The sequence below is a fragment of the Pseudomonas sp. JAI115 genome (assembly GCF_014200835.1).
Taxonomy (GTDB): Bacteria; Pseudomonadota; Gammaproteobacteria; order Pseudomonadales; family Pseudomonadaceae; genus Aquipseudomonas; species Aquipseudomonas putida_A.
This window is the reverse complement of the sequence record NZ_JACHCY010000001.1, coordinates 17634-43658: the sequence shown is the minus strand read 5'-3', so window position 1 is coordinate 43658 and position 26025 is coordinate 17634. Positions and strand designations below refer to the sequence as shown.

General features: G+C 59.5%; 21 protein-coding genes and 1 pseudogene. 9 read left to right on the top strand and 13 right to left on the bottom strand.

The features are described from left to right. Positions 1–112: 112 nt before the first annotated feature. On the bottom strand, positions 113–382 hold the full coding sequence (locus tag HDC30_RS00210; protein ID WP_007967133.1) for a hypothetical protein: 270 nt from the start codon (positions 380–382) through the stop codon (positions 113–115). A gap of 322 nt (positions 383–704) precedes the next feature. Here HDC30_RS00210 and HDC30_RS00205 point away from each other — a divergent pair, with 322 nt between their 5' ends. From HDC30_RS00205 to HDC30_RS00195, 3 genes are all read left to right on the top strand, one after another. After that, entirely contained in the window at positions 705–1679 is a 975-nt protein-coding gene (locus tag HDC30_RS00205) for a quinone oxidoreductase (RefSeq protein WP_183779738.1), read from the top strand. Next, complete coding sequence (locus tag HDC30_RS00200) at positions 1676–2614, top strand: LysR family transcriptional regulator (protein ID WP_027611778.1); 939 nt, start codon at positions 1676–1678, stop codon at positions 2612–2614. The genes HDC30_RS00205 and HDC30_RS00200 overlap by 4 nt, the downstream gene beginning before the upstream one ends. 151 nt (positions 2615–2765) lie before the next feature. Next, entirely contained in the window at positions 2766–3008 is a 243-nt protein-coding gene (locus HDC30_RS00195) for a hypothetical protein (protein WP_103367089.1), read from the top strand. Positions 3009–3058: 50 nt separating this feature from the next. Here HDC30_RS00195 and HDC30_RS00190 read toward each other — a convergent pair whose 3' ends face one another. From HDC30_RS00190 to HDC30_RS00140, 11 genes and pseudogenes are all read right to left on the bottom strand, one after another. Continuing rightward, positions 3059–3961 (bottom strand): bestrophin family protein, encoded by a 903-nt coding sequence (locus tag HDC30_RS00190; protein ID WP_007967141.1) that lies wholly within the window; start codon positions 3959–3961, stop codon positions 3059–3061. Positions 3962–4125: 164 nt separating this feature from the next. Beyond that, positions 4126–5412: a carbohydrate porin gene (locus HDC30_RS00185; protein ID WP_183779735.1), complete on the bottom strand. Its 1287-nt coding sequence runs from the start codon at positions 5410–5412 to the stop codon at positions 4126–4128. Between the two features lie 105 nt (positions 5413–5517). Next, entirely contained in the window at positions 5518–7866 is a 2349-nt protein-coding gene (locus HDC30_RS00180) for a glucose/quinate/shikimate family membrane-bound PQQ-dependent dehydrogenase (protein ID WP_221303328.1), read from the bottom strand. 263 nt (positions 7867–8129) lie between these two features. Next, the gene (tspO, locus tag HDC30_RS00175) at positions 8130–8573 is read right to left on the bottom strand and encodes a tryptophan-rich sensory protein TspO (RefSeq protein WP_027611782.1); all 444 of its coding nucleotides are present in this window, start codon (positions 8571–8573) and stop codon (positions 8130–8132) included. 59 nt (positions 8574–8632) lie between these two features. After that, positions 8633–10822 carry an ATP-binding protein gene (locus HDC30_RS00170; protein WP_183779729.1) on the bottom strand — a complete coding sequence of 730 codons (2190 nt, stop codon included), beginning with the start codon at positions 10820–10822 and terminating at the stop codon, positions 8633–8635. A 160-nt stretch (positions 10823–10982) separates the two neighbouring features. Then, positions 10983–12521 (bottom strand): annotated as a pseudogene (locus tag HDC30_RS00165) (cryptochrome/photolyase family protein). A gap of 14 nt (positions 12522–12535) precedes the next feature. After that, positions 12536–12841 (bottom strand): DUF6482 family protein, encoded by a 306-nt coding sequence (locus tag HDC30_RS00160; RefSeq protein ID WP_183779726.1) that lies wholly within the window; start codon positions 12839–12841, stop codon positions 12536–12538. Positions 12842–12873: 32 nt separating this feature from the next. Then, a complete protein-coding gene (locus HDC30_RS00155; RefSeq protein WP_183779723.1) occupies positions 12874–13416 on the bottom strand; it encodes a DUF3833 domain-containing protein in 543 nt (180 codons plus the stop codon). 106 nt (positions 13417–13522) lie between these two features. Further along, positions 13523–14083 carry a GTP cyclohydrolase I FolE gene (gene folE / locus HDC30_RS00150; RefSeq protein WP_027611787.1) on the bottom strand — a complete coding sequence of 187 codons (561 nt, stop codon included), beginning with the start codon at positions 14081–14083 and terminating at the stop codon, positions 13523–13525. A gap of 241 nt (positions 14084–14324) precedes the next feature. Further along, a complete protein-coding gene (locus tag HDC30_RS00145) occupies positions 14325–15449 on the bottom strand; it encodes an alkene reductase (protein WP_183779721.1) in 1125 nt (374 codons plus the stop codon). Positions 15450–15544: 95 nt separating this feature from the next. Then, entirely contained in the window at positions 15545–16222 is a 678-nt protein-coding gene (locus HDC30_RS00140) for a type 1 glutamine amidotransferase domain-containing protein (RefSeq protein ID WP_103367097.1), read from the bottom strand. Between the two features lie 194 nt (positions 16223–16416). On the opposite strand from HDC30_RS00140, the gene HDC30_RS00135 reads away from it, so the two are divergent. The 4 genes from HDC30_RS00135 to HDC30_RS00120 all read left to right on the top strand — a co-directional run bounded on the left by HDC30_RS00135 (position 16417) and on the right by HDC30_RS00120 (position 19914). Then, the gene (locus HDC30_RS00135) at positions 16417–17001 is read left to right on the top strand and encodes a TetR/AcrR family transcriptional regulator (RefSeq protein ID WP_027611790.1); all 585 of its coding nucleotides are present in this window, start codon (positions 16417–16419) and stop codon (positions 16999–17001) included. 66 nt (positions 17002–17067) lie between these two features. Further along, positions 17068–17727 (top strand): carbonic anhydrase, encoded by a 660-nt coding sequence (locus HDC30_RS00130; protein WP_027611791.1) that lies wholly within the window; start codon positions 17068–17070, stop codon positions 17725–17727. Positions 17728–17819: 92 nt separating this feature from the next. Then, positions 17820–18446, top strand: a complete 627-nt coding sequence (locus HDC30_RS00125) for a TetR/AcrR family transcriptional regulator (protein WP_097089798.1) — start codon at positions 17820–17822, stop codon at positions 18444–18446. Positions 18447–18642: 196 nt separating this feature from the next. Beyond that, positions 18643–19914 (top strand): OmpP1/FadL family transporter, encoded by a 1272-nt coding sequence (locus HDC30_RS00120; RefSeq protein WP_183779719.1) that lies wholly within the window; start codon positions 18643–18645, stop codon positions 19912–19914. A 240-nt stretch (positions 19915–20154) separates the two neighbouring features. Here the strand turns inward: HDC30_RS00120 and HDC30_RS00115 are convergent, their stop codons facing one another. After that, entirely contained in the window at positions 20155–21615 is a 1461-nt protein-coding gene (locus HDC30_RS00115) for an efflux transporter outer membrane subunit (RefSeq protein ID WP_183779716.1), read from the bottom strand. A 170-nt stretch (positions 21616–21785) separates the two neighbouring features. Here HDC30_RS00115 and HDC30_RS00110 point away from each other — a divergent pair, with 170 nt between their 5' ends. Then, positions 21786–22895 (top strand): efflux RND transporter periplasmic adaptor subunit, encoded by a 1110-nt coding sequence (locus tag HDC30_RS00110; protein WP_027611795.1) that lies wholly within the window; start codon positions 21786–21788, stop codon positions 22893–22895. After that, positions 22892–25948: an efflux RND transporter permease subunit gene (locus HDC30_RS00105; protein WP_183779714.1), complete on the top strand. Its 3057-nt coding sequence runs from the start codon at positions 22892–22894 to the stop codon at positions 25946–25948. Before HDC30_RS00110 ends, HDC30_RS00105 begins: the two co-directional genes overlap by 4 nt. The last annotated feature ends 77 nt before the right edge of the window (positions 25949–26025 follow it).

Below are 26025 nucleotides of genomic sequence, written 5' to 3'. Positions count from 1 at the left end.
AGGGTTTGTGGGGCAGGGCGCTCAATCGCCGAGAGTAAGGACTGTCGCTTGGCTACAACAGGCGCTGGTGCGTGCTCAGCACATAAGTCACGCACCAGACTCGTTTGAATAATTACCACTGACCGCTTCCGAGGCAGGCGATTATTTCCCAGCCACTGAATTCCCACCAGGAATAGCGCTCATCAGAGCAACTTCTGGCCAGGCTGGCCGTCTGGATTTCTCCAGCTTTCTGTTGTGTTGAGAAAGGCGTGTCAATCGAGGCGGTCGCCTGCTTGACCGTCTGTGGAGCACTGATGATAGTTGGATGCACGGCTGCGTTTGTGACCGTTGCGGCGAGAGCGAGTGTCGCGGCGATGGCCAGAGTAGTCATGGACTTTTTCATGTTCGAATCCTTTCAGTTAGCTGACAGCGGGCTTAAACATTGGCCCCGACCTGCCTTCTGAACAGATCGGGCATTCGCGTAATGTGACGCCAGAAAAGCCTATCACTGCGCTATCTGCGGAACAGTCGCACAACTGTGCTATTGACAGTTTTGAACCGTTGGTATTTACAGCGCCGCAACTGATGCAGCGCTCCATTCCATGATGTTATTGCTGCAAATCATGCATTAATGTCGTGCAGTCAGCCCGTCTTGTTCGTCGGCAAGTCAGTTCTCACACTAGCGGCATCTGTTTGGAAGACTTCTGACCTTAGAGGAAACGACCATGGTATCCGCTATCCGCTTTAATCAGTTCGGCGCGCCTGATGTGTTGAGTCTGGAAACGTTGAGCGAACAATTGCCCGGGCCAGGTGAGGTCTGGATTGAACAGGACGCCATCGGGGTCAACTTCCTCGATGTGACTCAACGCAAGGGTGCGGTGCCTGTTGCGCTGCCATCCGGACTCGGATTGGAGGGGGCCGGGCGAGTCGTCACCGTGGGTGAGGGCGTCAGCAATGTGCACGTTGGTGATAGGGTCGCTTATGCTACTGGGCCCATTGGCTCATATGCTTCGGCCCGACTTTATCCAGCCGAGCGACTGATGAAGATACCCGACGCCTTGTCGTTCGATGATGCCGCAGCTGTCATGTTCAAAGGCATCACTGCGCAGTACCTGTTAAAAACCACCTATCCAGTGGCACAGGGCACCACAGTTCTCATCTATGGCGTGGCTGGAGGATTGGGGGAAATCATGGTGCCATGGGCCAAGCACTTGGGGGCGACAGTGATTGGTGTGGTTTCAAAACTGGCCAGCGTCGAAAAAGCGCTGAGATCCGGTTGTGATGAGGTGTTGGTATTCAATGCCGACAACCTGGCGTCTGAGGTAAGCCGTCTTACCCAGGGCAGAAAGGTTGACGTGGTCTACGACCCTATTGGCCGTGCGTCTTTCCAGGCGTCTTTGGATAGTCTCCGGCCACGCGGGCTGATGGTTTCGTTCGGGGCCTCGTCAGGTGCGCCCTCGGCTGTAGAACTGTCGACGCTCAATGCTAAAGGCTCGCTGTTCCTCACACGTCCTTCACTGGCAGCACACACCGCCAGTGCCTGTGAGTACCAGGAACGGGCGCAGGATGTGCTGGCCGCCATAGGCGCAGGTATTATCAAGCCCAGGATTTGGGCCAGCTACGCTCTGAAAGATGCATCGCAGGCGCATACGGCATTGGAGTCGGGGCAGTCATCGGGGGCGATCATTCTAAAACCATGAATCTTGATGTTCTGAATAGTCAGCACAGTGACGAAATCGCTGCGTTTCTGGCCGTTGCCTCCCAAGGCTCGTTTGTCGCTGCAGGTCGGCTCCTGCAGCGACACCCAACCGTCGTATCGAAACGACTGGCCGCCATGGAAAAGCGCCTCGGTGTGCGTCTCGTCGAGCGTTCAACCCGTCAGGTTCGAATTACGCCAGTAGGTGCCAAGCTTGAGCAGCATCTGCGCTCGGCCATCAACCTGATGAATGAAGCGCAACAGCAGGCGACGCAAGGTGCCAGCGAAGTTCGAGGAACGTTGCGGCTTGCACTGCCGGCAGCCATGGGACGGCGCTGGCTTGGTCCGATGTTGCCGGAGTTTCTCAAGGAACATCCGCACGTTTCGATCCTCGCAGACTATAGCGAACGCCTGGTGGACATCATCGACGAAGGATTCGACGCTGCGATCCGAATCGGAGAACTGGAAGACAACCGACTGATCGCCAAACGGTTAAGTGACCACCGCCGGATCCTCGGCGCTTCGCCCGCTTACATAGAAAAGCATGGCATGCCCGACCATCCACACGATCTGATCAAGCACAATTGCCTTCGCTTTAGTGGCCTTGCGTCTTTTCCGCAATGGAGGCTTTTTCGCGGCAGCGAGTTGCAAACAGTCGCGCCAAAAGGAAACCTCACGGCCAACGACAGCGAATCGTTACTTGCCGCCGCTTGCGCTGATTCAGGGATACTCGGCGCAGGCGAATGGCTGATGCGCCATGACATTGCTGCAGGAAAATTGCTTCACGTTCTTCCGGACTGGCAACTCGACACCGCTGGTGGGGTTTACTTGGTCAGGCCGTCAGCCAAGTTTCCCAGCGCCGTGGTAATAGCTTTCAAACAGTGGATCGAGTCAAAGTTTACCCCTGCGCCTCCATGGGCTATTTGCCGGCCTGATTGAAATCCACTTCAAAAATTGCTGGCCTCTTGGTTAAACGCTCTCCAACTCTAAATAATCTGAACCCCGCCCGAACGCCCACGCCTAACGATCAGCTTGTGTTCATTCGCACAGGCCCGGTGCCAATACCGGCACATTCCGAGAGGTGGTCAACGTGGCTAAAGACGAGAAGAAGAGCAAAAAAGACGATGCTTCGAAAGCCAGCAAGGACTTGAAAGACAAAAAGTCTTCGCCGGAAAAGAAATCAGCGGCAGCTTCGGCGCTTTCCAAGTCCTCCGACAAGAAAGACAAGAAGAAAGACGCCGAACCGAAAAAGTCTGCGAAAAAAGCCGATAGCAAGCCGGAAAAGGCCAAGGATGCTAAGAAGGCTGACAAGCCGGCGAAAAAGAAGAAGTAATACCTGCGACTCGCCAGGGCTTTACGCCCTGGCGTCCCTCAAATCGATCTTCAAGCCGTTTCTTCAACCCTGCGTGCGTCCCCCAGCGAATCACGCTGCATCGACTGCAGGTTTTTCTCGATGGTTTCGCACAGGGCTTCCATCTGGATTTGGTGCTCGCTATGGCGAAACGGGCTTTGCAGGTCAGTACCGATGCGTTCGATGGCCAGCAGCATGAAGCCCACCACCGTCGAGGCCAGCGGGGTGAACCAACCCAGCGATTCCACCAGCCCCACCGGCACAATCAGGCAGAACAGCGAGATAAACAGGCGCGGGAAATACACGTAGGGGTAGGGCAGCGGAGTATTGGCGATCCGTTCCATGCCGCCCTGGCTGTTGGACAGATCGACCATCGTCGATTCCAGCCTTGCCAGCCGAATGCTGTCCAGGCGCCCGGCCTTGTATTCCCGGGCCAGCAACGCCGCGGAACCGGTGAGGATGTCGTTGGCAAAGTTGTTGGTGGTACCGCTGCGGGCGAATTCATCCGCCGGGATGAACGCGCGGACTTCCTCCGGGCAAGGCTGACCTTGCAGATGCGCGGCGAGGCAATTGACGTAGGCCACATGGCGGCGCAACAGCGTCGCCTTCACCGGGTTCACTTCGTTATCGGGATCATCCAGCAGCGTCAGCACCTGCCGGGCGAAGCTGCGCGAGCTGTTGATCATCATGCCCCACAGCGTGCGCGCCTCCCACCAACGGTTGTAGGCGCTGCTGTTGCGGAAACTGATCAGCACCACCAGCGCTGAACCGAGCAAAGTCAGAGGCATCAGCGGCAGGTTGATCTTGGCGTTGAGGAACAACATGAAGTCGACGGTGACGGCGATGTCCCAGAGCAACAACCAGAACAGCGACCAGCCCACGTAGCCCATGGTCTTGATGATCAAACGGTATTTTTTGACGATGGCTGCTTTCAAACGGAAACCTCGTGGCGAGCGGTAAGCGTTAACGCCCTAGCTCCGACGCTGGTTCGGGGGTAAAGGTTCGGTGTCGAGTGAGCTTCTTGGTTACGACAATTTTCATGCAATAAAAAACCCGGTCATTACGCCGGGTTTTTTATTACCTGCAGTTCTGCCAGAAGTCAGAGCGAAGCTTTCACCTGCAAGCCAAACACCAACGCATTGTCGATGTCCTGCCCGGAAAACGCGCCCGGTTCAATGATGTATTGCATGTTCGGGCGCAGCGTCAGCCAAGGCGTGGCCTGGTAGCCGTAGCCGAGTTCGATCAACTGCTCGCCACTGTCCAGGTTCGGGAACTGCGTGCCATTGGCCATGGCGGCGTCCTGCTGTACGTCGCGGCTGCGCGGGTTAGGCACGGCGCGGCCATAGCCCAGAGCGACGGTGTCACGCGGGCGACCTTCGAACGGTTTGTACAGCACCAGACCGGTGCCGTACCACTTGCTGAATGGCGAAGCCGCTTCGCTGGCCGCCGAGTATTGGCCGAACGCATGCAGGCTGCGGCCCTCGGACGTTGGCGAACTCCATACGGCCTGATCGATCAGCAGGTAGTGACCGCCACGGCCGGAGACTTCTTTGTCGCTGCCGATGCGTTTCACGTCGGAGCTGTCGTAGTAGTAACCGAGCTTGTATTCGCCGGGCAATTGGCCCGCGTGCTTGTACACCAGCTCGATCGGCACCACGGTGCCGGTGGTGTGTTTCGGGCCCAGATGCCAGGCGCGGCTGGAGTTGCCGTTGCTTTCCGGATCGACGTTGAACGCGGCCACGCGCAGTTGCCAGGACGGCGACATGTCGTATTTCACCCGCACGCCCAGGTGTGCGTTGGGGTAGTTGGTCCAGCCGCTGCCGCCGGACATGTTCAGCGGATGGCCGCAGAAACCGGCGTTCATGAAGTTGCACAGAATGCCGCTGTCGAGGCCGCCGAGGTCGTTGCCCATGGCCATGTAACCCAGCTTCACGTTGAGCGCCGGGGTGAACAGACTGCGCTCATAGCTCAGTTCGGTCAGGCGGGTGTAGAGGCCGCCGTAGTTTTCCTGGATCGGCAGACGGTTGCCAACCAGATCTTCGGAGGCACTGTTGCCGCGGCGGTCGTTGATGGTCAGCTGAACCTTGCCGGCGTTCTCTACGCCATACAACTTGCTCAGGTCGAACTGCGCGCCGAGCTTGATGTTCTGCGAGTAACGGCCGGAACGGTGCAGGCCGCCGTCGGCGTTGTAAGCCATTTCGCCGGTGTAATCGCCGGTGAACTTGATGCCGTCTTCGTCCATCTGGTGGCGCAGGCCACCCCAGTCACCGGTCAGGGTGTTGCGGGTCAACAGGTTCGAATCGGTATCGGCGAAGGCGGGCAGGGTGGTGCAGGTCAGGCCCAACAGTACGCCGTTGACCCAGCCGTTACGAGTAAAACCAAACATGGAGATCTTCCTGCTCAAAGCTGTAGCGATATCGGAAAGCGGCGCGGCACCCTCAGGTGCCGCGCGCAAAAAGAAAGCGCCCGTGTTCAGCACGGGCGCTGCGGCTTACGGCAAGGCGTAAGCCATCACGTAGTCGCCGCGATCGGTCGACTGACGTGCACCACCAGCGGTGACGACGATGTACTGCTTGCCGGTCTTCGGCGAAACGTAGGTCATCGGGCCGCCCTGACTGCCGACTGGCAGACGCGCTTTCCACACCTCTTCACCGTTGCCGCTGTTGAAGGCGCGCAGGTAGAAGTCTTGAGTACCGGCGATAAAGATCAGGCCACCTTGGGTCGACAGGGTGCCGCCGAGGGTTGGCAAACCGATCTTGATCGGCAGGTGCATGCGGATGCCCAGCGGACCGGTGTCTTCAACGGTGCCGACCGGAACCTGCCAGGCAACTTTCTGGGTCTTCATGTCGATCGCGGTCAGAGTGCCGAACGGCGGAGCCTGGCACGGAATGCCGGCCACCGACAGGAAGCGGTTTTTGTTCACCGCATACGGCGTGCCTTTGAGCGGTACCGCGCCCATGCCGGTGTTCAACGCTTCGCCACCGGAGGAAGCTTGAGCCTTGTTCTGCGACGGGATCATCTGAATCCACAGACCCAGGCGCATGTCGTTGACGAAGATGAAGCCGTGCACCGGGTCAGTGGAGATGCTGCCCCAGTTCATGCCGCCCAGCGAACCCGGGAAGCTCAGGGATTTATCGGTACCCGGCGCGGTGTACAGGCCGTCGTAACGCATCGATTTGAAATCGATCCGGCACAGCAACTGGTCGTACGGGGTGGCGCCCCACATGTCCGACTCAGTCAGATGCTGGGCACCGATCTGTGGCATGCCCACCGATTTCGGCTGGGTTGGCGAGTACGGTTCGTTCGGGATGTTCGCGGCTTTGACCGGGACTTCTTTAACCTCGGTCAACGGTTTGCCGGTGGCACGATCGAGCACGTAGATCTGCCCGGCCTTGGTGCCGATGACCAGCGCCGGAACGCTTTTGCCGTCCTTGGTGAAGTCGATCAGGCTCGGCTGCATCGGCAGGTCGAAGTCCCAGAGATCGTTGTGCACGGTCTGGAATACCCAGCGTTCATCACCGGTGGTGGCGTCCAGCGCGAGGATCGAGGCGCCGTAGGTGTGATCGAGTTTGCTGCGCTCGACACCATAGATGTCGGTGGACGAGCTGCCCATTGGCAGGAACACGGTGTTGGTTGCCGGATCGTAGGACATCGGCGCCCAGCTGTTGGGCGTGCTGCGCACATACGTGCTGCCGTCGGCCGGTGCCTGTTTGTCCTGCGGGTTGCCTGGGTCGAAGGCCCAGCGCATGGCGCCGGTGATTACGTCAAAACCACGGATCACGCCGCCCGGCATGTCGGTTTGTACGTTGTCGGCTACACGACCGCCGACCACCACAGTGGTACCGGCCATCAACGGCGCGGAGGAGAGCTGGTAGTAGCTGTCCGGCACGTCACCGAGACCGGCCTTCAGATCAACCTGACCGTTGTTGCCGAAACCCTGGCAGAACTCGCCGGTGTCGGCATCGACCGCGATCAGGCGGGCGTCGATGGTGTTGGTCAGCAGACGGCGCTGGCAATTGGCGGCCGGCGCCGGTTTGGCTTCGATGATGCTCGAATTGCTTGGTTGAGCGATGCTTTTCGTCGCATCGAAATAGGCCATGCCACGGCAACGCTGCCAGACTTTCGACTGGGCGTTGATCGCGTTCTTCCACAGCTCTTTGCCGGTGTCGGCATCCAGCGCGATCAGGTTGTTGTGCGGGGTGCAGATGAACACTTTGTTACCGATCTGCAGCGGCGTGAGCTGGTCTTCGGCACCGTTGCCATCGCTCTCGGCGACGTCACCGGTGTGGTAGGTCCACGCTACTTTCAGCTTGTCGACGTTGTTGCGGTTGATCTGGTCCAGCGCAGCAAAGCGGCTGCCGCCTTCGGTATTGCCGTAGTGCGCCCAGTCTTTTTGCGCCTTGTCTGGCTCAACCGGGGTCAGGCCAGGGCCAGTGCCGGTGGCAGCGACGGTCGGGTGCGCAACGAACATGTTGCCGGCAGCCACCGCCAGCCCTACGGCCAAGACAGCGGCAACGGCGTAAGCGCCACGACCCGGAACATCACCGTTGGCACGCTTGAGCAGCGGGTAGACCAGCGTCACCGCCAGACCCACGGCGCTGAACATGAACAGACGCGAGAACACCGGCCAGAACACCAGCCCGGCATCGCTTACTGCCCAGATCGCTGTCCCGAGCAGAAACGCTGCAAACAGCCAGGCGCCGGCCGTCTTGTAGCGAGCGATCAGCAGACCGGAAACGGCCATCACCAGACCGCCCACGAGGAAGTACCACGACCCTCCCAGGCTGACCAGCTTCACTCCGCCAGCCGCAAGTGCCAGGCCGAGCAGGGCGATGATCATCCCCAGCCCGACCAGAATGAATTTTGATATGCCCGAGAGGCGTTGACTCTGCTTCACGTTGAATGTCCCGTTGAAATGAGGCGTGCATTATATAGATAGGTAACTACCTAGTTAAATCACTAATTCAGTAATGAACTGTTGTTCATTGCGAAATCCCCGTCCTGAGCGTGGACCTGCGCTTTCAAGGGCCTGGAAAGATATTTTGAATGCCTGAAAAACCGCCTTTTTGTCAGAAAAAATGGGAGTTATGACAGCTGTCGTCTTCAACCACGGTTATTGCGCAGAATCGAGAAATTCAACGCCGCCGCCACACACAACCAGGCCAGATAAGGAAACAGGATCAACCCGGTGATCAAATCCAGGCGCAACGCCATAAACACCATCACCGCGACCACCAGCCACAACAGCAGCAGAATCACCATGGCGGCGGCCACCTGATGCGCGCCGAAGAACACCGGCGTCCACAACGTGTTCAGCGCAATCTGCGCGGCCCATAGCGCCAGTACTGTCTGACTGCCAGGAATCAGGCTCAAGCGATAACCGGCCCAGGCCAGCAATAGATAGATTATTGTCCAGGCCACCGGAAACGCCCAATTGGGTGGAGTAAATCCGGGTTTATTGAGCCCTTCGTACCATGGCCCGGGTTTGAAAATCACCCCGGTAGTCGCCGCAGCGCCGCACGCGATCAGAAAAATCAGAAACGTCACCATTTATCACTCCTTGGCCGCAGCCACTCTCTCTGGGATTTCAGCGCCGCAACGGTCGCTCATTCGGATTTCATCGCCATCAGGTCGCTGACCCGCGCCACCAGCGTGTCGACGGCAAACGGCTTGGTCAGCACCTGCATGTCCGGGCCCAATTGACCGGCACCAATCACCGCGTTTTCCGCGTACCCGGTAATGAACAGGGTCTTCAGATTCTGGCGGATTTCCCGGCCGGCATCGGCCAGTTGCCGACCGTTCATGCCACCCGGCAAGCCGACATCGGTGATCAACAAGTCGATGTGTATGTCCGAGCGCAACATCTTCAGCCCGACCACACTGTCGGCGGCCTCTATCAAGGTGTAGCCGAGATCGCCGAGCACGTCAGTCAGCAGCGCTCGCACCGTAGGCTCGTCGTCCACCACCAGAATCGTCTCGCCAGACTTGGGCAAGGCTGCCGGCGCGTTGTCCTTGTGATCCTGGTTAGGCAAGGGCTCGCCATGGTAGCGCGGCAGATAAATGCACATCTCGGTGCCCTGACCGACCTGCGAATGCACGCGCACCTGGCCACCGGACTGCTTGGCGAAACCGTAGATCATCGACAGCCCCAACCCGGTGCCCTGGCCCAGCGGTTTGGTGGTGAAGAACGGGTCAAAGGCCTTGGCGATCACATCGGCGGTCATACCGGTGCCGGTATCGGTCACGCACAGGCACAGGTATTCGCCCTCGGGCATGTCCAGGGTGCGCGCCGTCTCGCAGTCCAGCGCACGGTTGGCTGTTTCGATGGTGATGCGCCCGCCATCCGGCATCGCATCGCGCGCGTTGATGCACAGGTTGAGCAGGGCGTTCTCCAACTGGCTGGCGTCCACCAGCGTTGGCCAGAGCCCCGGCGCGGCGCGGGTTTCCAGAACGATACTGGGGCCGACCGTACGCTGGATCAACTCGGTCATGCCGGTCATCAGCGTGTTGACATCGGTCGGCCGCGGATCGAGGGTCTGGCGTCTGGAAAACGCCAGCAGACGGTGGGTCAGGGCGGCGGCTCGCTTGACCGCGCCCTGGGCGGTCACCATGTACTTGTCGACCTCATTTAGCCGGCCCTGGCTGATGCGCGCGCCCATCAACTCCAGCGCGCCGGAAATGCCGGCCAGCAAATTGTTGAAGTCATGCGCCAGGCCCCCGGTCAGTTGGCCGACGGCTTCCATTTTCTGTGACTGACGCAGTTTCTCTTCGGCCTGCATCAACTCTGCGGTGCGCGATGACACGCGCTGCTCCAGCGTATCGTTGAGCGCGCGCAACGCGGCGATGGCGCGGTCGCGCTCCGCTTCGACATTGCGCCGTTCCTCGACATCGATCAGCACGCCGGGAAAGCGCAGCGGCGTTCCATCATCGGCACACTCAACACGGCCGTTGGCCTCGATCCACTGATATTTGCCGTCTGTGCGGCGCACACGGTACTGGTGGGAGTAGGCGCCACCACGGCCGATGGCTTCGTTGATCGCGGTGGTCAGTCCATCCTGGTCTTCGGGATGCACGGTCACCATGACTTGTTCGAGGCTGAGCCCTTCGCGGCCCAGCGCCGGGTCGAGATCAAACACCCGGGCGAACGCTTCGTCCACGGCAAAGCGGTCGGTGAGCAGGTCCCAGTGCCAGGTGCCAATGATCGCACCGGCGGCGAGCGCCAGTTGCACACGCTCGACGTTCTCCCGCGCCAGCGCTTCACTGGCACGCAAACGCTCTTCGGCGTCGCGCCGCTGGGTGACGTCGTTGAACAGGATCGCGATCTGCCGGTCGGCAGGATCGCCAACACGCACCGCGCGCACGTCGAACCAGCGTTCGAAGGTGTTGGCATAATTTTCGAAATTCGCCGGCTCTCCGGTCTTGGCCACGTGGCCGTAGGTTTCGAACCAGAAGCTTTCCAGATTGGGCGCGAACTCGGTCACCCATTTGCCGCGCAGGTTGACCCCGCATTGGTGTTCGAACGCCGGGTTGGCTTCGACGAAGTAGTAATCGACGGGTTTATCGTCAGCGTCGAATTTGACCTTGACGATGGCGAACGCCGATTCGATGGTTTCCAGAATGGTGATGAAGCGAGCCTCGCTGCGGGCGAGCGCATCCCGACTGGCTTGCAGTTGCGCCGCCATGTCGCGATCGAGGTCAACGTCCTGCATGTCGACCAGGGTGCTCTGAAGCGCCGCGCGCAATCGCCTTACCTCTGACTCAAGCGCTTCGCGACTAAGGTGTTCAAGGGTATCCATGTGACCTGCTTGGTTGAATTTTCAGGGTCTGGCTTCATAGCGCGCGTGGGCACAACACGAGCAGTTGAACGTTGCGCTCGCAGGGGACTCGAGCGCCGATCATCCGTTGACCGGGCGCGCTGTGCTTAAGTTTCACCCCCCGCGCAAGCGAGCGTTCATTTCAGATCGACTCGCCGTTATCCAGGCGCGCCAACAGGTTCTGCCCGCGTTGCCACAGCGCCTCCTGCTTGGCTGGCGGCATGCGGTCGAGGTTCTTGTACATCATCGCCATGCGCTGATTGCCGCGCAGTTGTTCACCGTGGCGCATCAGAAAATGCCAGTACAACGCATTGAACGGGCAGGCATTGTCCGCGGTACTTTCGCTGACCTTGTAGGCGCAGCCGCGGCAGTAATCGGACATGCGATTGATGTATTGGCCACTGGCGCAATAGGGCTTGGAGCCGAGGTAACCGCCGTCGGCATGCATGACCATGCCCAGCGTGTTCGGCAGCTCGACCCAGTCGAAAGCGTCCATATAGATCGCCAGGTACCACTCACAGATCTGGCTCGGCGCGATGCCGGCGAGCAGGGCAAAATTACCGGTGACCATCAGCCGCTGGATGTGATGCGCGTAGGCGTGCTGCAGACTCTGGCCAATCGCCTGGCGCATGCAGTTCATCTGCGTCGCGCCGGTTCAGTAGAACTCGGGCAGTGGCCGGTCGTTGCCGAACACATTGCCCAGTGCGTAGTCCGGCATTTTCAGCCAGTACACGCCGCGCACATATTCCCGCCAGCCGATCAGTTGCCGAATGAAGCCTTCGGCGGCATTCAGGGCAATCCTGCCGGCCCAATAGGCCGACTCGACGTCGCTGCACAACTGTCGCAAATCCAGCAGGCCAATATTGAGCGCGGCACTGATGCGCGCGTGAAACAGAAACGGTTCGTCACTGGCCATGGCGTCCTGATAATCGCCGAAGCCTGCCAGACCATAATCCAGAAAATACTCCCACAGCGCCTGCGCGTCGGCGTGGGTGACCGGGTAGTTGAAGTCGTCGAGTGCGCCATAGTGCTGACTGAAGCGTGCCCTCACCAGGGCGAGCACATCGCGGGTGACCGCGTCATTACCGAAACGGATCGGGTAGGGGGCTTTCACGCCTTTGGGCAGGGACTTGCGATTCTCCGCATCGAAATTCCACGCACCACCCACCGGCGTGCCGTCGCCATTGAGCAGCAAGCGACTCTTGCGGCGCATCTCGCGATAGAAGAACTCCATTCTCAACTGCTTTTTGCCGGCGGCCCAAGCGGCGAACTCATCGCGACTGCAAAGAAAACGCGTATCGGCGTGCCAATGAATGGGCAAGCCACAGTCCCTGATCGATTGCTCCAGGCGCCAGTCGCCGCATTCGGTGACGTGCACTTCCTCGGCCTGCAACCGCTGTTGCCAGCGGCGTAATTCCCCCGGCACCGAGCCGCTATTGTGCGGATCATCCAGGGTCACGTATTCGACACGAACGCCCTGGTCTCGCAGGGCCTGGGCGAAATGGCGCATGGCACTGAAGATCAGGGCAATCTTTTGTGGATGGTGCGGCACATGGCTGGCTTCTTCCATGACCTCGACCAGCAGCACGCTGTCGCGCTCGCTATCGAGCGTCTGCAATGAAGCCAGATCAAAGGACAACTGATCGCCCAGCACCAGGCACAACCGACGGTTCTGGTTCATTCACAGTATCCGTTTCATAACGCTGTGGTCAGCGAAAACGGAATCCGCAGCTCTTCGACGGGCCCGCTATCACGCCCGCACATTTCGTCGTGCACGCATTGCTGCACCAGCACGCAGGGGAATGCCGGCACAGTCTGCAGCAGGTCACGCAGATGGGTGATCGAGCGCAGATGCATCGGTTTGGCTGCATCGTCGAGCAAGGTGAACTGGCCGTGATCCAGACGGATGCGGGCCAGATAAAAACCACCTTCAAGCGACAGCAGCTCCAGCTCACGTATTTCGCTGTTGGCCGCACGTTCGGTCAGGGTTTGCAGATTCATGCTTCACTCCTTGCCTATCAATTCAGCACTGTTCATTGATTTTTTCCCGCGCTCTGGCGACGGAAGAACAAGGTCAACTGACCGACTTCAACACCGAGTTTGGACATGCTGGTGCGGTTGATCAGCGTGTCCTCGTCCATCTGGTACATCCAGTCGTCCATGCTCATTTCATAGGTTGAGCCGTCGACCGGCAGATTCAGGCGATAACGCCAGTGCAGCGCATTACCGGCGACCTGACCTGTGGCGACGCCCACCACATCACCCGCACGACCGCTCCAGCGCCCCTGGCCCTCGGGCGTCAGGGTCCAGACACGGCGTTGGCGCGTGCCGTCGCTGTACAGGAAGCGCTCATCGAGAATCAGGTTGTCGCCTTCACGATGGCTGACGATGTTGACCTCAAAGCGCTTGACCACTTCCCCGGAGCGCTTCTGAAACATCCCCCAGGCTTTCACGGGTTTGCTGAAAAAGCGCTGCAGATCCAGCGCCGGTTGCTGATCGGCATAGTGGCTGACATCCACGCTGCCGCAGCTCGCAACGCCGAGTGCCAGAGCCAGTAAGAGCACAAGTCGGGCCATTGCCGTTCTCCCTGAGTGCACAGGTATGGGGGTGAAGTTGGGAATATCGTGCTTGTACAGTGGATTTATCGTGTACAGGTTTGTCGCGCCTGTTGAAGGTCGGAAATCAACTTCGCCGCCCGATCAATTGCAGGAACTCCTGACGCGTCGTGGAGCTGTCGCGAAAGGCACCGAGCATCACCGAAGAGGTCATGATCGAATTCTGCTTTTCGACGCCGCGCATCATCATGCACATGTGCCTGGCTTCAATGACCACGGCCACGCCGGCGGCATCGGTGATCTGCTGAATCGCCTCGGCGATTTGCCGGGTGAGGTTTTCCTGGATCTGCAGACGACGGGCGAACATGTCCACCACGCGCGCTACTTTCGACAGTCCCAGCACCCTGCCGGTGGGGATGTACGCCACGTGTGCCTTGCCGATGAAAGGCAGCATATGGTGCTCGCACAAGGAATAGAGCTCGATGTCACTGACGATGACCATCTCATCGCTTTGCGATTCGAACAGGGCACCGTTGGTGACGTCTTCCAGGCTCATCGAGTAGCCGTTGCACAGATACTGCATCGCTTTGGCCGCACGTTTGGGTGTGTCGAGCAGACCTTCGCGTTCGGGATTTTCACCGACACCGACGAGGATTTCGCGGTAATGGCTGGCTAGTAGTGGGTTCATTCAGGGTGCTCGCGGCAGTGCTGTGCGTGGGGGCCAATCCGTAGCGGAAGAGTTGTACGTAAAGAAGTGCTTTGTATAGGTTTTATTCAAGATAGGCTGAAAAAATAAACCTGACAATCAATCGGCAATCTTTTTTGTGCAGATGCGAAAACCTCGCAGCGCAGCGCGCGAGGTTGCGGGTGTAGCGGGAGAGAAGAGGAAGCGCTCCCGGTGAGTGGGAGCGCTGGGCGAATTCGCGGAATTATTCGCTGTAGGTCGGGTAATCCACATAGCCTTCGGCATTGCCGCCGTAGACCGTCGCGGGATTCAGTGGATTGAGCGGCCAGTCATTGGCGATGCGCGCCGGCAGGTCCGGGTTGGCCATGAACGGACGGCCGAAAGCCACCAGATCAGCCAGTCCCGATTCAAGCAATTGCGCACCGGATTCAGCGTTGTAACGCCCGGCGTAGATGATCGCGCCACTAAAGGTATCGCGCACTGCACGGCGGAAGGTTGGCGGCATCGCGGGTGCGTCGTCCCAGTCCGCTTCGGCGATGGACAGGTAGGCGATGCCCACATCCTCAAGCACTTTGATCGCTTCGATGTAAGTGGTGTGCGGGTCCTCTTCGACCATGCCCAGATAGGTGCGCGCTTCATCGGTGGTGGTGAACAGCGGCGCGAAACGCACGCCGACTTTCTCTTTACCGATGCACTCGGCGACACCCGACACCACTTCGCGCAGAAAGCGCAGGCGATTGTGCAGCGAGCCACCGTATTGATCGGTGCGCACATTGCTGTGGGCAGAAATGAACTGGTTCACCAGATAGCCATTGGCGCAGTGCAGTTCGATTCCGTCGAAGCCGGCGTCCATCGCATTGCGCGCCGCCTGTATATAGAGCTGAACCAGTTCCTGGACCTCATCGGTGCTCAGCGCTCGCGGCGCGGATGGTGTAACCAGTTCGCCGGCGCCCGGCGCAGTTTCGATGAACACGCTGACCCGCTCGGTGGCGATGGCAGACGCTGAAACCGGGGCCGCGCCACCGGGTTGCAGCGCGGTGTGGGACACACGGCCGACGTGCCAAAGCTGCGCGAAAATCACGCCGCCCTGTGCATGCACCGCTTCGGTGACTGTGCGCCATCCGGCAATTTGCTCAGGGGTGTGAATGCCGGGAGTCCAGGCGTAGCCCTGACCGCGAGGTTCGATCTGCGTGCCTTCGGTAACCAGCAGACCGGCGCCGGCGCGTTGCTGGTAATACTCGGCCATCAATGCGTTGGCGACATTGCCCGGTTGTGTGCTGCGCTGGCGGGTGAGGGGCGGCAGGACGATGCGGTTCTTCAGGGTGCGCAGGCCCAGTTTGACGGGGGTGAAGTAAGGGCTGTTTTTCATGTGATTCCTGTTTTGGCCTTATTAGACCAGTCGACTAGTGATGCGGTAAAAAAAACACCGTGCGGGATACGCACGGTGTGTGGACGCTGGAGGGCTCAGGCCAACAGCTTCAGCAGTTTTTCGGCGACGGCTGCCGAGCTGGCAGGGTTTTGACCCGTCACCAGTTGGCCATCGGTGACCACGTGAACCTGCCAGTCAGCAACTTTGGAGTAGCGGCCGCCGAGACGCTGGAATTCGTCTTCGATCAGGAACGGCACGACATCGGTCAGGCCTACAGCGGCTTCTTCAGCGTTGGTGAAACCGGTGACGTCCCGGCCTTGAATCAACGGTTTGCCATCGGCAGCCACCACGTGACGCAGAACGCCCGGCGCATGGCAGACGAAACCGTGAGGTTTGTTGCTGCGGTCGAAGGCCTCGATCAGCGCGATCGAGTGTTTGTCTTCGGCCAGATCCCACAGCGGGCCATGGCCACCCGGGTAGAACACGGCATCGAAATCCTCGGCGCTGACGTCCGCCAGGCGCCCGGTATTGGCCAGCGCCTGCTGAGCAGCAGGGTCCTTGCGGAAGCGGTCGGTTTCAGCGGTTTGCGCATCGGGCTCATCGCTTTTCGGATCGAGCGGTGGCTGGCCGCCGGCTGGCGATACTAGAGTGATCTGCGCGCCGGCATCCTTGAAGGCGTAATAGGGGGCCGCGAACTCTTCGAGCCAGAAGCCGGTTTTCTTGCCGGTATTGCCAAGCTGATCGTGGGAAGTCAGAACCATCAAGATTTTCATAGAGCGCCCTGTATTGGTCTGGTCCTCGACGGGTTCGTCTGCGACACCTCGGAAGGAGTGACAGGCACAGAATAGATTCATATTAGACCGGTCGTCTAGTAAATTTTTACACCCGTGTTTCCGCGCCATCACTGTGGCAAACTCCTGCTCATCAGAAATATACGACTGGTCTAATGTTTGGTATTTTGCGCCCCATGAAACCGACCTACGACGATACCCGCCAACACCTGCTCGACACCGGCCACCGCATGATGGCCGAAAAGGGCTTCACCAGCGTTGGCCTGAGCGAGATCCTGCAGACCGCCGGTGTGCCCAAGGGCTCGTTCTATCACTACTTCAAGTCCAAGGAACTCTACGGCCAGGCGCTGCTGGAGGATTACTTTGTCGGCTACCTCGCGGACATGGAGCGACGCCTGACTCTGCCTGGGCTCAGTGCTTATGAGCGGCTGATGGATTACTGGCAGGGCTGGCAGAACCGCTGCACCCTGGAAGGTCATGGCGATGAATGCCTGGTGGTCAAGTTGAGCGCGGAAGTCGCCGACCTGTCCGAGTCGATGCGCCTCACCTTGCGCGACGGCGCCGAGCGCATCGTTGCGCGCATCACGACGTGCCTGGAAGAAGGGCAGTTGGATAAAAGTTTGCCAGAGACCGACGCTCGGCAACTGGCAGAAACGCTCTATCAACTGTGGTTGGGGGCGAGTCTGTTGAACAAACTGCAGCGCACGGGGCAGTCGCTGCAGACGTCGATGGTGATGACGAAGCGGCTATTGCAGCGCTGAAAACACCCACGACCTTTCATATCGAGTACTTTTGCAAGCATCCGGCATCAGGATTTGGAGAACTTCATGCGTGACATTATCGACGGCTTTCTGCGCTTTCAGCGTGAGGTATATCCGCAACGTGTCGAGCTGTTCAAGCAACTCGCGACCTCACAAAATCCGAAGGCGTTATTCGTTACTTGCTCGGACAGTCGTGTAGTGCCTGAGCTTCTTACACAGCGCGAACCCGGTGAACTATTCGTGATCCGCAACGCCGGCAACATTGTGCCGTCGTATGGTCCCGAACCCGGTGGCGTGTCGGCTACCGTCGAATATGCAGTCGCCGTGCTCGGCGTACAGGACATCGTGATCTGCGGGCACTCGGACTGCGGAGCGATGGGCGCGATATCGCGCTGCACCTGTCTGGATCATCTTCCTGCGGTCGCCAATTGGCTGCGTCACGCGGACGCTGCGAAAGCGATCAACGCGGCGCATGAATTCGACACACCGCGCGCGAAGCTCGATGGTCTGGTTCGGGAAAATGTGATCGCGCAACTGGCGAACCTGCGCACGCACCCCTCCGTGGCCCTCGCGCTCGAGCAAGGGCGCATGAATCTGCACGGATGGGTCTACGACATCGAGGCGGGGTGCATCGATGCGCTGGATGGTTCAACCCGACGCTTTGTTCCCTTGGCTGATTCGCCGACTACCGTGGCGATCACTGCGCGTAACGGCAAGCAGATGTAACGGCTGGCCTCATCTGAAATCGCCAGACTTGTGACCTTATTCCTGTGTGGTCACAAGTTGTCAGCCCGCCATAGGATGAGTAAGCTGCTGTCATGAATCAGCTATCAATATCTGCCTCCTCGCCGAACACTCGTGGCCCGGCCGAGCACGACATTCGTGACCAGATTGTCGCCGCGGCCAATGAACACTTCAGCCAGTATGGCTATGCGAAAACCACGGTTTCCGACCTGGCCAAGGCCATCGGTTTTTCCAAGGCGTACATCTATAAATTTTTTGACTCGAAACAGGCGATTGGCGAGGCCATTTGCGCCAATTGTCTGGGGCAAATCGTTGCAGCCGTCGAACAGGCCGTTAATGAAGAATCTCTTTCGGCGACCGAGCGTTTGCGCAGATTGGTAAAAACCGTCATTGCCACGGGTGTGAACCTGTTCTTCAACGACCGCAAGCTTTACGACATCGCGGCGTTTTCCGCCTCTGAGCGTTGGCACAGCGCCCAAGTGTATGAAGCACAGATCAAAGACTTTATTGTCGACATCGTGCGGCAAGGGCGAGAAGCGGGGGAGTTCGAGCGCAAGACTCCACTGGACGAGACTGTCGAGGCGATCGATCTGGCGCTGCGACCTTTCGTCAACCCCTTGCTGTTGCAGCACAATCTGGATTTCATCGAGCAAGCGCCCACGCTGACCTCCAACCTCATCCTGCGCAGCCTCATGCCCTGACTGTCGCTGGTCAAATCTGTCAGTCGATTCAAGTCAAAACGACATCCCCCACATGACGTTTTCCGTTCCCGGCCAATGAGTGCCGGGAGGGTGCAACATTTCGCTCTTCGTGACCATTGACTGAATTGGTCACATGGATAATATGGCTTCGCTGTAGTTCGATGTTCTATTCCAGTGATCTCCATAGAGTCCGATAATGAAAAAAACAATGCTCAAGAGCCCCGTGGGCCTGGCCGTCGTGCTTGCGTCTTCCAATGTGCTGGCCGGTGGCTTTGCACTCAACGAACAAAGCATCAGCGGGATGGGGTCCGGGTTTGCCGGGCGATCTTCATCGGCCGAAGACGCCAGTACGATCTACGGCAACCCGGCGGGCATGGCGCGACTTAAACAAGAGCAGGTCAGCGTGGGGGCAGCGACATTGTTCGCCAAGTCCGATATCAGCCGGACTCGCAGTACGTTCGGTGGCAAGGAAGACGGCGACATGGTGCCCACGACCACCGTACCGATGGGCTATTACGTCAAACCCATCGATGAGCATTGGGCATTCGGCGTCGGGTTTTATGTACCCTTCGGGTTGATCACCGACTACGGCAGTGGGTTTGCCGGACGCTATTACGCCAACAAGAGCGAAGTCACCACGCTGACTTTCCAACCGACCATCAGTTACGCTTTTAACGAAGAAGTCTCGATCGGTTTCGGTCCGACCATCAACCGTATCGGTGGAGAGATATCGGGCATGGTGCCCAATCCATTAACCCCGGGGCGCAATGACGGCAAGCTCAAAAGCACGGGTGATGACACCGCGCTGGGCTTCAACGCAGGTGTGCTGGTGCAGGCGACAGATCAGACCCGCCTGGGGCTGACTTATCACTCCAAAGTCAGTTACCACCTGGATGCGAAAACCAAGGTCACCGATGGCATCTTCAGCGTGCTGGGCGTCAGCGGCCGCAGTTATGACGCATCGCTGGATGTGGATACGCCGGAGTCGGTGGATTTTTCGGCCACGCATCAATTCAATAACGACTGGACGCTCTATGTCGGTAGCACCTGGACGCGCTGGAGTCGCTTCAAGGAGCTGACGATCGAAAACAGCGGCCTGCCGCCGTTGCTGAGCGGTCAATTGGGGACGATCAGCGAAGAGCAGAACTGGCATGACACGTGGGCACACGCCATCGGTGCCGCCTATCAATTGAATGGCCAGTGGGTGTTGCGTAGCGGGTTTTCGGTAGATCAATCACCCGCCAACAATACCAATCGCGGCCCCCGTATTCCTACGGGCGATCGAAAGGTTATCAGCTTCGGTGCGGGCTGGACGCCGGTGGAAAATGTCACCATCGACTTCGCTTATTCCTACCTCTGGGAGGAGAGCGTGAAGGTCAACGACAGCTCGCCATCCAGAGGTGCCTACAGCGCCAGGTACAAGAACAGTGCGAGCGGGCTCGGTACGTCTGTCAGCTACCGTTTTTAGCTGAGGACTGTACTCACAATGTGGGGGCGGGAGTGCGTGCTGCCTCCCGACCCCACACGCGCAAGGGCATGTTGATCGGGCCGATTCTCGCAGAGAGGTTGGCCCTTTTTTGTAGGTCAAACCCCCATGACTTTGGCCATCAGGTTCTGATGAAAACGCCGTGGCGTGGCCCACGTCAAAACCGCGATCGACCTTTTGCTGCGTACTGTCGAGCCAAATTCTTTGCAAAGCTGGCGAGCGTCATCGCGACGCAACAGGCAGGGTTTCAGGAACTTGCCAGCCGCCGCCGAGCGCTTTGAATGCCGCAACCGCAGCCCGCGCCGATTCTGTCCGCGCTTGCGCACGGGCATCGGAAGCCTGGAGCAGCGTTTCGTCGGCGTGGAGCACATCAATCAGGCTCGCGGTGCCTTTTCCATAGGCAATAAAAGACGCTTGGCGAGCCTGTGTCAGAGAAGCCTCGCCTCCCGCGAGCGTGGTGGCCTGAAGGTTGCGGTTCACCAGGGCGGAGAAGGCATTTTCGACATCCTCAGTGGCGCGTAACACCGACTGACGATAAGCGGCCAGCGCTTCGGCTTCCTGTCCTTTGGCCTGATCGATCTGCGCGTTTATCCGGCCTACGTCAAAAAGTCTCCAGCGCAATCCAAGGACCGCCGCCGACTGACTGGCGCCGCCGGTGAACAGGTTGCCGCCGGAAACAGCCGTGGCGCTACCGAGCAATGCGCTGAGCGAAAGTTTCGGGTAGTACTCGGCAATCGCCACGCCGATGCGTGCATTGGAGGCTGCCAGGCGGCGCTCGGCGACGATCAGATCCGGCCGGCGGCGCAGCAGATCGGCCGGCGTTCCCGAGGCGTTTATCGGCGGCACAACAGGAATGCTCGCCGTACCGGCCAGTTGCGTGCGGTGAGTACCCGGCGGGGTGCCGAGCATCACGTCGAGCGCATTCATGGCGGCATCCAGGCCGGTCTGCAGCACTGGCACGCTCGCCTGGACTTGCGCCAGCGCGCCCTCAGTCTGTTGAACCTGATAGCGGGCAGCGAGGCCCTTGCCGTAGAGCAGGCGGACTTTCTCCAGCAGTCCCTGCTGGGTTTCGACTTGACGGTTGGCAATCTCCAGTCGCGCCTGCAACCCACGGAGGGTGATGTAGATATCGGCCGTCTGCGCTGCAATGGCCAGGCGTGTGGCGGTCGCGCCCGCCTCGGAGGCCTGGTATTCGGCGAGTGTGGCTTCGCGCTCGCGTCTCAACCCGCCAAAGACATCAATCTCCCAGCCAGCATTGAGGTTGAGCTCGTAGGAACTTCCGAAGCGATCATAGCCAGGCGTTGAGTTCAACACCTGGCCGAGCGGCGTCTCGACGGATTGATAGGCGCGTGCGGCCTGGCCATCAATGCTCCCGGAGGGCAACAGAGCGGCATTTGCGGCCCCCAGTCCTGCCCGTGCCTGTGTGACCCGCGCCGCTGCTTGTGCCAGATCGAGGTTCTGTTCCAGCGCCTGGGTGACGAAACCGGTCAACACGGGATCGTTAAAACTCTCCCACCAGTTGACCAGCCGGGCCGGCGCCGTTGCCGGCGTCTGTTCGGCTGCTGGCTGACTCAGGTAACGATGGGGAAGCGCGAGGGCAGGCCGTTGATAGTCGGGACCGACGGCGCAGCCTGCCATCAAACTGGCGGCCACCAAAAGCGTGATAGGGCGAACAGGAGGCATTGAGGTACCTGCGACGAAGATGATAAGTGACCATATTAAATTACGGTCACGGCTTTAAGGTCAACGATATCTTGTCCGTATGCGCCATCCACTGAAAATGTGTGACCGTTGACATTATTGGTCACCTTAATGAAAATGCCGGCATGTCCTATTCTTGAGTAACGGAACCTATGCGCCGGCCTCTAGCTGTACCGATTGCCGTTTGTCTGTTGCCGCTCGTCCTGACGGCGTGTGGCGACTCATCCGTCGTTGACGATCCCCGTACGCATGCCCCGTTGGTGAGGTCCGCTGCGGTTTCGGCGGCGTCCGAGGCTTCACGTGCTTTCACGGGGGTCGTGATCGCCCGCGTCGAGGCTGACCTTGGTTTTCGGGTCTCGGGCAAAATACTCGAGCGCCTGGTTGACACAGGCCAGACGGTCAAACGAGGTCAGCCACTGATGCGCCTCGACCCGATTGATCTCGGGCTGCAGGCGCGGGCGCAGCAAGAGTCGGTCATGGCCGCCCGGGCGCGAGCCATACAGACCGCGGATGACGAGGCCCGGTATCACGACCTGGTCGCCGCCGGCGCCATCTCGGCCTCGGCCTACGATCAGATCAAAGCCGCCGCAGATACCGCCAAAGCTCAGTTGAGCGCGGCGCAAGCGCAGGCTGATGTCGCTCGCAATGCGTCCGGTTATGCGGTGTTGCTTGCTGATTCCGATGGCGTGGTGGTGGAGACGCTCGCCGAGCCAGGACAAGTGGTGAGCCCCGGGCAAGCCGTGGTTCGACTGGCGCGGGCAGGGCAGCGCGAAGCCATCGTGCACCTGCCCGAGACGCTACGTCCGGCGGCAGGTTCGACCGCGCAGGCCACACTTTATGGCAACACCTCGGGTGCCGTGACAGCCAGGCTGCGGCTGCTGTCTGATTCGGCCGATCGCATGACGCGCACCTTTGAGGCGCGGTATGTGCTGGAGGGCGCGCTGGCCAATGCGCCGTTGGGTTCGACCGTTACGCTGCAGATCGCTGGCAGCCGCGCAAATGCACAGGTGTTGCAAGTGCCGCTGGCGGCGGTTTATGACCCAGGCAAAGGCCCCGGCCTCTGGGTGATTGCTGGCAACCCGACCAAGGTGAACTGGCGGCCTGTGCAGATATTGGGCGTGAGCGATGACATTGCGCGTGTCGACGGTGAACTCAAGGTCGGTGAGCAAGTTGTCGCTTTAGGCGCACATCTTCTGCGCGAGGGTGAGGAGGTGAGACTGGCTCAACAGGCTGACGTCCAGGTTGCCGGGAGCCGTCCATGAGCCAGGGGCGTTTCAATCTTTCGGCGCTCGCCGTTCGCGAGCGTTCGATCACGGTGTTCCTGATCTTCCTGATCGGTGTTGCCGGGATCCTCGCGTTTTTCCAGCTCGGGCGCGCGGAGGACCCGCCGTTTACGGTCAAGCAGCTGACGGTCATCACGGCGTGGCCGGGCGCGACCGCGCAGGAAATGCAGGACCAGGTCGCCGAGCCGCTGGAAAAACGCCTGCAGGAGTTGAAATGGTACGACCGCACGGAAACCTACACTCGTCCGGGTCTGGCCTTCACCGTGGTGACACTGCTTGATCGTACACCGCCCTCCCAAGTGCAGGAGGAGTTCTACCAGGCGCGCAAAAAACTCGACGATGAGTCGATCAAGCTACCGGCCGGCGTGATTGGCCCGATGGTCAACGATGAGTTTGCAGATGTGACCTTTGCGTTGTTTGCCTTGAAAGCCAAAGGCGAGCCGCAGCGCCTGCTGGTACGTGATGCCGAATCGCTGCGCCAGCGCCTGTTGCATGTGCCAGGCGTGAAAAAGGTCAACATCATAGGTGAGCAGAGCGAGCGCATCTTTGTCTCTTTCTCCCATGATCGGCTGGCCACGCTGGGGGTGACCCCGCAGGATATTTTTGCCGCGCTGAACAATCAGAACGTGCTGACGCCGGCCGGCTCGATTGAAACCAAGGGGCCAGAAGTCTTCCTGCGTCTCGACGGCGCCTTCGACAAATTGCAGAAGATTCGTGACACACCGCTGGCGATTCAGGGACGTACCTTGAAGCTCTCGGACGTTGCGACGGTCGAGCGGGGTTACGAAGATCCGGCCACCTTCCTTGTGCGTAACAATGGTGAGGAAGCGCTGTTATTGGGTGTGGTGATGCGCGAGGGCTGGAACGGCCTGGACCTGGGCAAGGCACTGGACGTGGAGACCACCCGGATCAACGAAGGCATGCCACTGGGCATGACACTCAGCAAGGTCACCGATCAGTCGGTGAATATCAGTTCAGCCGTCGACGAGTTCATGATCAAGTTCTTCGTCGCCTTGCTGGTGGTGATGCTGGTGTGCTTTCTCAGCATGGGCTGGCACGTCGGTATTGTCGTGGCCGCAGCGGTGCCACTGACGCTCGCCGTGGTGTTTGTGGTGATGGCGGCAACGGGCAAGAACTTTGACCGGATCACCTTGGGGTCGCTGATCCTGGCGCTTGGACTGCTGGTGGACGACGCCATCATTGCGATCGAGATGATGGTGGTGAAAATGGAGGAGGGCTACGACCGCATCAAAGCGTCCGCGTATGCCTGGAGTCACACTGCCGCACCGATGCTTTCCGGCACGCTGGTGACCGCTATCGGCTTTCTGCCTAACGGCTTCGCGCAATCGACCGCTGGCGAGTACACCAGCAACATGTTCTGGATCGTAGGCATTGCCCTGATTGCCTCATGGGTGGTTGCGGTGGCCTTTACCCCCTATCTGGGCGTGAAGCTGTTGCCGGACATCAAACAGGTCGAAGGTGGTCACGCGGCCATTTACAACACGCCCAATTACAACCGCTTCCGCCGGATCTTGACGCGCGTCATTGCCCGCAAATGGCTGGTCGCCGGTACTGTGATCGCGACGTTTGTCCTGGCCGTTGTCGGCATGAGCCTGGTCAAGAAGCAGTTCTTCCCCACCTCGGACCGTCCCGAAGTGTTGATTGAAGTGCAAATGCCCTATGGAACCTCCATCGAGCAGACGAGTATCACCACCGCCAAAGTCGAGGCTTGGCTGCAAAAGCAGCCTGAAGCAAAAATCGTCACGGCCTATATCGGACAGGGTGCGCCGCGTTTCTACCTGGCCATGGCGCCGGAACTGCCTGATCCGTCTTTCGCGAAGATTGTGGTGTTGACGCAGAGTCAGGAGGCACGGGAAGTCCTCAAGCTCCGTCTGCGCGAGGCCGTCGCCGAAGGGCTGGCTCCAGAAGCGCGGGTCAGGGTGACGCAGTTGGTGTTTGGTCCGTATTCACCGTTTCCTGTCGCTTACCGGGTGATGGGGCCCGATCCCTCGACATTGCGTGAGATTGCCGCTCAGGTACAGACCGTGATGCAGGCGAGCCCCTTGATGCGAACCGTCAATACTGACTGGGGGCCGCTGACACCCGCGCTGCATTTCACCCTGGATCAGGACCGCTTGCAGGCGGTGGGGCTGACCTCCAGTGCGGTCGCGCAGCAGTTGCAGTTTCTGCTTGCCGGGGTACCGATCACGGCCGTTCGTGAGGACATCCGTTCGGTACAAGTGATCGGGCGAGCGGCGGGGGACATCCGGCTCGACCCTGCAAAAATTCAAGGCTTTACGCTGGTGGGCACGGCGGGCCAGCGGATTCCGCTGTCGCAAGTGGGGACAGTGGATGTGCGCATGGAGGATCCCGTCCTGCGGCGTCGTGACCGCACGCCGACCATTACTGTACGCGGCGACATTGCCGAAGGCTTGCAGCCTCCGGACGTTTCAAGCGTGATCACGAAGGCGCTGCAGCCGGTCATCGACACGCTGCCGGAGGGTTATCGTATCGAGCAATCGGGGGCGATCGAGGAGTCGGGCAAGGCGGGCCAAGCGATCTTGCCACTGCTGCCGATCATGATCGCCGTCACGCTGCTGATCATCATTCTGCAGGTGCGTTCGGTATCGGCAATGATCATGGTGTTCCTCACCTCGCCACTCGGGCTGATGGGTGTGGTGCCGACACTGCTGCTCTTCCAGCAGCCGTTCGGTATCAACGCCTTGGTCGGGTTGATCGCCCTGTCGGGGATTCTGATGCGCAATACACTGATCCTGATCGGACAAATCCATCACAACGCACAAGAGGGACTTGATCCGTTTCACGCCGTGATCGAAGCCACGGTACAGCGTGCTCGCCCGGTACTGCTGACTGCGCTGGCGGCCATCCTCGCGTTCATTCCACTGACGCACTCGGTCTTCTGGGGCACGCTGGCTTACACACTGATCGGCGGCACGTTCGTCGGAACCATCGTGACGCTGGTGTTCCTGCCGGCGATGTACTCCATCTGGTTCAAGATCAGTAAGCCATAGGAAGCCATCTTCAGCGTTCGCGGCTGCTACGGCAGTCGCGGGGCGGCTCCTGCGGTTGATACCCCGAGCATTACGCT